This is a genomic window from Pseudoxanthomonas sp. LjRoot204_2 (assembly GCF_056175765.1).
The window spans coordinates 1-7,215 of sequence record NZ_JBGFFG010000165.1; the positions used below are offsets into that span (position 1 = coordinate 1).

General features: G+C 66.2%; 10 protein-coding genes. 4 read left to right on the forward strand and 6 right to left on the reverse strand.

Annotated elements, in window-relative coordinates; all coding sequences use genetic code 11:
* Positions 1–202: 202 nt before the first annotated feature.
* Entirely contained in the window at positions 203–1,408 is a 1,206-nt protein-coding gene (locus AC04L7_RS09385) for an MFS transporter (protein WP_435998242.1), read from the forward strand.
* Here AC04L7_RS09385 and AC04L7_RS09390 read toward each other — a convergent pair.
* From AC04L7_RS09390 to AC04L7_RS09415, 6 genes are all read right to left on the reverse strand, one after another.
* Positions 1,400–2,119 (reverse strand): alpha/beta fold hydrolase, encoded by a 720-nt coding sequence (locus AC04L7_RS09390; protein WP_475512885.1) that lies wholly within the window; start codon positions 2,117–2,119, stop codon positions 1,400–1,402. The genes AC04L7_RS09385 and AC04L7_RS09390 overlap by 9 nt on opposite strands.
* Positions 2,116–2,739: a DUF2058 domain-containing protein gene (locus AC04L7_RS09395; RefSeq protein ID WP_435998238.1), complete on the reverse strand. Its 624-nt coding sequence runs from the start codon at positions 2,737–2,739 to the stop codon at positions 2,116–2,118. The genes AC04L7_RS09390 and AC04L7_RS09395 overlap by 4 nt, the downstream gene beginning before the upstream one ends.
* Positions 2,740–2,775: 36 nt before the next feature.
* The gene (locus AC04L7_RS09400; protein ID WP_296279888.1) at positions 2,776–3,012 is read right to left on the reverse strand and encodes a SlyX family protein; all 237 of its coding nucleotides are present in this window, start codon (positions 3,010–3,012) and stop codon (positions 2,776–2,778) included.
* A complete protein-coding gene (locus AC04L7_RS09405) occupies positions 3,002–4,354 on the reverse strand; it encodes a UDP-glucose dehydrogenase family protein (protein ID WP_475512886.1) in 1,353 nt (450 codons plus the stop codon). The genes AC04L7_RS09400 and AC04L7_RS09405 overlap by 11 nt, the downstream gene beginning before the upstream one ends.
* A gap of 44 nt (positions 4,355–4,398) precedes the next feature.
* The gene (locus AC04L7_RS09410) at positions 4,399–5,334 is read right to left on the reverse strand and encodes an FKBP-type peptidyl-prolyl cis-trans isomerase (protein ID WP_475512887.1); all 936 of its coding nucleotides are present in this window, start codon (positions 5,332–5,334) and stop codon (positions 4,399–4,401) included.
* An 83-nt stretch (positions 5,335–5,417) separates the two neighbouring features.
* Positions 5,418–5,957 (reverse strand): glutathione peroxidase, encoded by a 540-nt coding sequence (locus tag AC04L7_RS09415; RefSeq protein WP_296279954.1) that lies wholly within the window; start codon positions 5,955–5,957, stop codon positions 5,418–5,420.
* A gap of 159 nt (positions 5,958–6,116) precedes the next feature.
* Here AC04L7_RS09415 and AC04L7_RS09420 point away from each other — a divergent pair, with 159 nt between their 5' ends.
* The 3 genes from AC04L7_RS09420 to AC04L7_RS09430 form a co-directional block, all read left to right on the forward strand.
* Positions 6,117–6,377, forward strand: a complete 261-nt coding sequence (locus tag AC04L7_RS09420) for a hypothetical protein (RefSeq protein WP_296279884.1) — start codon at positions 6,117–6,119, stop codon at positions 6,375–6,377.
* 3 nt (positions 6,378–6,380) lie between these two features.
* A complete protein-coding gene (locus AC04L7_RS09425) occupies positions 6,381–6,743 on the forward strand; it encodes a GntR family transcriptional regulator (protein WP_296279883.1) in 363 nt (120 codons plus the stop codon).
* Positions 6,743–7,215, forward strand: a 473-nt coding sequence (locus AC04L7_RS09430; protein WP_475512888.1) for an ATP-binding cassette domain-containing protein, incomplete at its 3' end; no start/stop codon positions are given. The genes AC04L7_RS09425 and AC04L7_RS09430, both read left to right, overlap by 1 nt.

Consider the following 7,215-nt stretch of genomic DNA (forward strand, 5'->3'; position numbering starts at 1 on the left):
GCCAAGCGCAAGGGCGTGGACCTGCCGCAGGTGGAGCGCTGGCTGGCTTCCAACCTGGATTACGACCCGGACTAGACACCGCAGCTTTGCCTGCGGATCGGCTACGAGCCCAGCACTCCGCTAGAATGCGGCACCACGTCAGTGATCGCGCGATCATGCTGTCTCGCCCCCCGCACCACGATGCGCGTCCGCCCCTCCCGTCATGGCAGAGGCGAACCTGATGGTGTCGGACGACACGGCGACCGACGCCGCCTACCCTACCGCGCGCCTATCCAGTTTCTACTTCTTCTACTACGCCACACTCGGCGCATTCACGCCCTACTGGAGCCTGTACCTGGAATCGCGCGGCCTGGGCGTGGCCGCCATCAGCGTGCTGATGAGCCTGTGGTACGCCACGCGCATCGTGTCGCCCAGCCTGTGGACCACGCTGGCCGCCCGGGCGTCGCACCCGATCCGGTGGCTCCACCTCGGGTGCGCTTTGGCGCTGGGCTGTTTCGCGCTGTTCCTGCTTCCGTTGGAACACGCAGGCCTGTTCGCGGTGATGCTCGGCTTCTGCTTTGCCTACAACGCGGTGATGCCGCAGTTCGAATCGATCACGATGTCGCACCTGGGCGCGCGCAGTGACCGCTATGGCCTGATCCGCGTCTGGGGCTCGATAGGTTTCATCGTCGTGGTGGCCGGCTTCGGCTGGATGATCGACGAACGTCGGCTCGGCGTCGGCGCGCTGCCGTGGCTGATGCTGCCCGTGCTGGCGGGCGTACTGGGCTCCGCGCTGCTCAATCGGTACGCGCACGATCCGCTGCCACCGACACGCGAGGGCGACGACACGTTCCGTTCGCGATTGCGGCAGCCGCGGGTAATCGCCTTCTTCGCCGCAGCGTTCCTTACGCAGGTATCGTTCGGTCCGTTCTACACGTTCTTCTCGATCTACCTGTCCGAGCATGGCTACCCGACCGCCACCCAGGGCGTGTTGTGGACGGTGGGCGTGCTGGCGGAGATCGGCGTGTTCTTCGTGGCCAGCCGCATTTTCAGGCGCTGGGATGCGAGCCTTGTCCTGATGGTGGCGTTGCTCAGCGCATCGGTGCGCTGGCTGGTGACGGGCCTGTTTCCCGACAACATGCCGGTGATGGTGCTCGCTCAGCTGACGCATGCACTGAATTTCGGGGCGTTCTTCGCAGCCGCGATGCAACTGCTGGTGCGCTTCTTCCCCGGCCGCATGAACGGGCACGGCCAAGGTGTCTTCTATGGCTTGTCATCGGGCGTCGGCGGCGTGACCGGCGCCCTGCTCGCTGGCCAGCTGTGGCGCTTCGGTGGCGGAACCGCCTTCTTCGCATCTTCGTTCATCGCCCTGCTCGCCGCCTGCATCGTCTGGCGCTGGCTGGTGCGCGCTCCCATCCCGTCAGGCTGATCCAGCGCCTGCGAGCTGGGCGAGGAAGCGACGGATCTCGCTGGCTGCCGGTGCGGGCGCGATCTGGAACAGGAAATGCGGTGCGTCGACCCCCGCATGTCGGACATCGCGCGCCCCGCGCAGGATTTCGCGCGCCGCTTGCGGCCAGATGAGCCTGTCGCGCTTCGCCTGCAGAAACAACAGCGGAACGCGAAGCTCCGCCAGCTGCGGGCGGACATCCACGCGCAGCGCCGCGAGCGCACGCTGGCGCAGCACCTCAACGGGCAGCGATGCCAGGATCGCCTCGAACTCAGTGCGCAGCGGCGGCGGCAGGCCACGGCCCGCCAACAGGCGTTCCAGCGCGAACACCGGCGGCGCGAATGCCGGCAGCGCGTCCAGAAGCCGGGCGCCGACCCGGCTCAGGGGTAACGGGGCATGGACGAACGTGGCCRCCATCACTAACCCACGCACGCGCGCCGGATGACGATGGGCCAACAGCACTCCGAGGGGGCCGGCGAAGGACTCGGCCACGAGGGTGACATCGGCGTGGCGCAGCAGCGCGGGTTCGATCGCAGCGRCCAGCGCGGGATAACTTTCGAAGTGTCCGCTGTCGTAGGACAACACCTCGACGTCCGCGGCATCCGCCAGCGCCGCGGTCAACGGGGCGTACAGACGGCCGGTGCCGTCCAGGCCGGGTAACAGGCAGAGCCGCGGCCGCGCGGGCGGAGTCACCAGACCAGGTCGTCAGGCACCTGGTACTGCGGATCGGCGTAGGGATCCTGGTCGGCGGGCGCGTCGGGGTCGACCTTCAGCGCCACGGCGGGGGCGAAGATCGCTTCGGCCTCCGCCAGAACCGGGGCCGTGACCAGCAGATAGCGGCCGTTCTGCTGCACAACGCCGAGATCTCCCTTGTTCAAGGCTTTCAACTGCTCGGCGTTGACATAGATGCGCTTGATCTTGCCGCCGTAGGGAAAATGTCGCGCGATGTCGGCATCCGCATCGTTGAGCGCCTTGTCCTTGAGGAAGGCGTCGAGCCTGGCCTTCGCCTCGCGGCGCACGCGGGCTTCTTCCTGCTTGACGCGTTCGGCCTCGATGCGCTCGTCCTTCTCGCGCTGGGCGCGGATCGCGTACGCCTTGGCCAGGTCGATGTCTTCCTGGCTGCGCTTCGGTTTGCCTGCGGCATGCGGTGGCCGCGGCTTGCCGCCTTGGCCAGGCTTGGGATGCGCTGCGCCCTTGCCCGCGGGCTTGCGGGCATCGCGCCGCGGATCGGGACGACGGTCGGGCTTGCGCTCGGGTTTTGGCGCGGGCTTGAAACCCAGGCCCAGCAACTGGTCGCGGAGTGAATCGGTCATCGGTCTTTCGTGGGGAACTGCCGTGCCCCAAGCCTATCAATAATGCGGTGGCGGTGGTTCATCCACGGGGCTGTCGTGCAGCGACGTGCGCACCTTGCCCAACTCCTCGACCATCTGCCTGAGCAGCAGCGAAGTACGCTGGTTCTCGGAGCGCGCCTCGGCCAGCGCATCGCTCAGTTCGCCCATCGCGTGCTCCTGGAACGCCAGCCGGGTTTCCAATTCCACCAGCCGACGCTCCAGCGAATCCCCTTGCAGGGGCAGATCAGTTTGCATGCACGGACCTCCCGCGTCCGATGCCGTAGTAGGCGAGTCCCGCGGCTTCCACTTCCGCGGGGTCGTACAGGTTACGGCCGTCGAAGATGACAGCGTCGCCCAGCGCGTCGTGCAGGCGAGCGAAATCGGGACTGCGGAACTGTTTCCACTCCGTCACCACCACCAGCGCATCGGCGCCTTCCAGCGCGGTGCGCGCGTCCTCGCACAACGTGAGGTCGTCACGCTCGCCGAAGATGCGCGCTGCCTCGGGGCCGGCCTCGGGGTCGTAGGCACGCACGCGTGCGCCCGCCTCCCACAATTCCGCCAGCAGCCGCCGGCTGCTCGCTTCGCGCATGTCGTCGGTGTTGGGCTTGAAGGMSAGCCCCCACACCGCGAAGGTCTTGTCGCGCACGCCTTCGTCTTCGCCGCGGTCGTAGTGGCGCTGTATCAGTTCGAACAGATGGCCCTTCTGGCGGTCGTTGACCGATTCCACCGCCTGCAGCAGTTCCGGGACATACCCGTGCTGCTCGGCGGTGCGCGCCAGCGCCTGCACATCCTTGGGAAAGCAGGATCCGCCGTAGCCGGCACCGGGATAGATGAAGTGCCATCCTATGCGCGGGTCCGAGCCGATGCCCTGCCGCACCTGCTCCACGTCCGCGCCCACGCGCTCGGCGATGTTGGCGATTTCGTTCATGAAACTGATCTTGGTGGCCAGCATGGCGTTGGCCGCGTACTTGGTCAGCTCGGCGGAGCGAACGTCCATGACGACGATGCGCTCGTGGTTGCGATTGAACGGCGCATACAACCGGCGCAACTTTTCAACCGCGCGCGCCTGGGATGCACCGACGATGATGCGATCGGGCCGCATGCAGTCGTTGACGGCGTCACCCTCTTTCAGGAACTCGGGATTGGACACCACGTCGAACGCGATCTCCACGCCGCGCGTCGCAAGTTCCGCCTCGATGGTGGCGCGCACCCTGTCCGCCGTACCCACCGGCACGGTCGACTTGTTCACCACCGTGCACGGATGCCTGAGACCGCGTCCGATGGTCCGTGCCACCGCCAGCACATACTGGAGGTCGGCACTCCCATCTTCATCCGGCGGCGTACCGACTGCGATGAACACCACGTCGCCATGATCGATCGCCTCCTCGGCGACCGTCGTGAAGCGCAGCCGGCCGGCGGCGTGGTTGGCCTTCACCATCGGCGACAGGCCGGGTTCGTAGATCGGCACGACGCCGCGGTTGAGACCGTCGACCTTGGCCGGATCGATGTCGACGCACACGACGTCGTGCCCGACTTCGGCCAGGCACGTGCCCGTCACCAATCCGACGTATCCGGTACCGAAGATCGCAACGCGCATCCGCTGACTTCCTGGCCGAGGGAAGACCCTATTGGATCAGCTGCTTATTGCAGGACGCCCATCAGTTCGACATCGAAGGTCAGGGTGGCGTCCGGACCGATCTTGCCGCCCGGCGCACCGTTGGGACCATAGGCGAGGTTCGACGGAATCCAGAAGCGGTACTTCGCCCCCACGGGCATCAGCGACACACCCTCGGTCCAGCCGGCGATCACCTGGCCGAGGCCGAATTCCGCCGGCTCGCCACGCGCATAGGAGCTGTCGAACACATCGCCGTTCAGCAGCTTGCCCTCGTAGTTCACGCGTACGCGGCTGCTGGCCTGCGGACGCTGGCCGTTGCCCTGGCGCAGCACCATGTACTGCAGGCCGGACGGCGTCGTCACCACGCCCGGCTTGACCTTGTTGGCGGCAAGGAACGCCGCGCCTTCGTCTCGGTTGCGCTGTGCGACGCCGGCCTGGCGCTTGGTGAGGTAAGCCTGCATCTCGGCCTGCGCCTGCTCGAGCGTCAACAGCGGCGTGCCGCTCTTGGTCGCGACGGCCTTCACCGCCTGCGCCAGGACGGCGGGATCCACTTCGTCCTTGAAGGGCAGCAGGGACGGGCCGATAACGTAGGTCCCCAGGAATACACCCACCTTCGTCTTGTCGACCGGCGGCGRCGTGCTGCCCGGCGGCATGCCGGGGATCGTCTGGCCATCGGCGACGGCCAGGTTCATGCGCAGCAGCTGGTCGGTGGCCTGCGCTTCCTGCTCGGTCATGGCCTTCGGCTTGCCGGCGAAGGTGTCCGCGATGGCACGCTGGAAGGCGGCGATGTCCATGAAGGGACCTACCGGCTGCAGCGAATTGCCGACGTCCACGCCAATGGCGTAGCTGACCTTGTCGCGCTCGGTGACCAGCGCGGTCTTTTCCTGTGCAGACACGCTGYCTCCCAGCATCGAAAACGAGATTGCCAACAACACGGCTGCGCCGCGGACCGACCGCTTCATCCTTTCTGCTCCTGGAACCTGCGCCACGAGGGTGGCGCCAAGCCGATATTGTGGCACGCCCGCTGCGGGCGAAGGCACTGGCATCAGCGCGTCGCGCGGGGCGCCTTCAGTTCGCGCTCGATCGCGGCGACCACCGCAGGGTCATCGGGCGCGACCTTGCTGGGGAAGTTCGCGACCACGCGACCATCGCGTCCGATCAGGTACTTGTGGAAATTCCATGCCGGGGACGTGCCGGTGGCGCTCGCAAGCGATTTGTAGAGGGGCGTGGCGCCGTCGCCCGTCACCACGACCTTCTCGAACATCGGGAACTTGACCCCGTAGGTCAACGTGCAGAACTCCTGGATCTCCTTCTCGCTGCCCGGCTCCTGTCCCTTGAAGTCATTGGAAGGGAAGCCGAGTACGGCAAACCCCTGGGCGGCATAACGCTGGTGCAGCGCCTCCAGTCCCTCGTACTGGGGCGTGTATCCGCATTTACTGGCCGTATTGACGATCAGCAGCACCTGCCCGGCATACCTGTCCTTCAGGTTGACGGCCGCCTTGCCGGCCAGCGGGCGGTAGCTGACGTCCAGCAGGCTGGCCGCGATTGCCGTGGCGGACGCCAAGACAAGCCCGACAAAGACCATGGTTTTCAATATCTTGGAACGCACGGGCGGACTCCACTAGTGTGAACATGACAAGTATGCCTTCAGTTGGGTGACAAACTCCCGCAGGACAGTTGACGACCTGTGTTTTGGTGTTATAGTTGAATACAACACCACTCACCCAACTCAGGGGGGTACCCGATGAACCCGAAACTGACCCACACCCTGCCCAGCCTGGCCGTCGGCGGCCTGTTGCTGGCGGCGGGCGCCCTGGCGGCCATGTCAGGCGCCCGCACGTCCGAGGTGGATACCGCCGCGCTGGTCGGCGCGCTGGAGTCCGATGTCCGCGAGATCGCCGGGGATGAAGGCAACCCGGAGGCCACCCGGCACAAGCGCCGCGCCCGCGCCTCGCTGGCCATGCCGTACTTCTCGTTCGGCCAGTCACTGCGTCCGAGGAGCTGAGCCATGGCACCCATCCAATGGAGCGACGGCGCTCCCATCTACCGCCAGCTGAAGGATCGCGTGATCGCGATGATGCTCGACGGCATCCTGAAGCCGGGCGACGCCCTGCCCTCCGTGCGCCAGGTGGCGGCGGAGTACCAGTTGAATCCGATTACCGTTTCGCGTGCCTACCAGGAGCTGGCGGATGAAGCCCTGGTGGAGAAGCGCCGCGGCCTGGGCATGTTCGTCACCGACGAAGCGTCCCGGAAGCTGCGCGGCAGTGAACGCGAGCGCTTCCTGACCGAAGAGTGGCCGGCCGTCGCCGAGCGCATCGAGCGCCTGGGCCTGTCCATCGAAGAGTTGCTGCAATCCAAGGGGAACAAGTGATGAATGCCGCAATCGCCAACACCGTGGTGTCGGCCCACGGCCTGCGCAAGGCCTACAAGAACAAGCTCGCGCTGGACAACACCAGCTTCGAGATCGAGGCGGGCAAGATCATCGGCCTGATCGGTCCGAACGGCGCGGGCAAGACCACCGCACTGAAGGCCATCCTCGGCCTGACGCCGTTCGAAGGCCAGTTGAAGGTGCTGGGCCTGGATCCGCGCAAGGACCGCGACGAACTGATGAAGGATGTCTGCTTCATCGCCGACGTGGCCGTGCTGCCGCGCTGGATGAAGGTCAAGGAGGCCATTGACTTCGTCGCCGGCGTCCATCCGCGCTTCGACCGGAGCAAGTGCGAACGCTTCATCGCCAACACCCAGCTCAAGCCCAACCTGCGCGTGCGCGAGATGTCCAAGGGCATGATCGTGCAGCTGCACCTGGCGCTGGTGATGGCCATCGACGCCAAGCTGCTTGTACT

Bases quoted from the DNA above. Each gene is read 5' to 3' on its own strand.
- AC04L7_RS09385 (WP_435998242.1), top strand. From the start codon at position 203: ATGGCAGAGGCGAACCTGATGGTGTCGGACGACACGGCGACCGACGCC.
- AC04L7_RS09395 (WP_435998238.1), bottom strand. From the start codon at position 2,739: ATGACCGATTCACTCCGCGACCAGTTGCTGGGCCTGGGTTTCAAGCCC.
- AC04L7_RS09400 (WP_296279888.1), bottom strand. From the start codon at position 3,012: ATGCAAACTGATCTGCCCCTGCAAGGGGATTCGCTGGAGCGTCGGCTG.
- AC04L7_RS09415 (WP_296279954.1), bottom strand. From the start codon at position 5,957: ATGGTCTTTGTCGGGCTTGTCTTGGCGTCCGCCACGGCAATCGCGGCC.
- AC04L7_RS09420 (WP_296279884.1), top strand. From the start codon at position 6,117: ATGAACCCGAAACTGACCCACACCCTGCCCAGCCTGGCCGTCGGCGGC.
- AC04L7_RS09425 (WP_296279883.1), top strand. From the start codon at position 6,381: ATGGCACCCATCCAATGGAGCGACGGCGCTCCCATCTACCGCCAGCTG.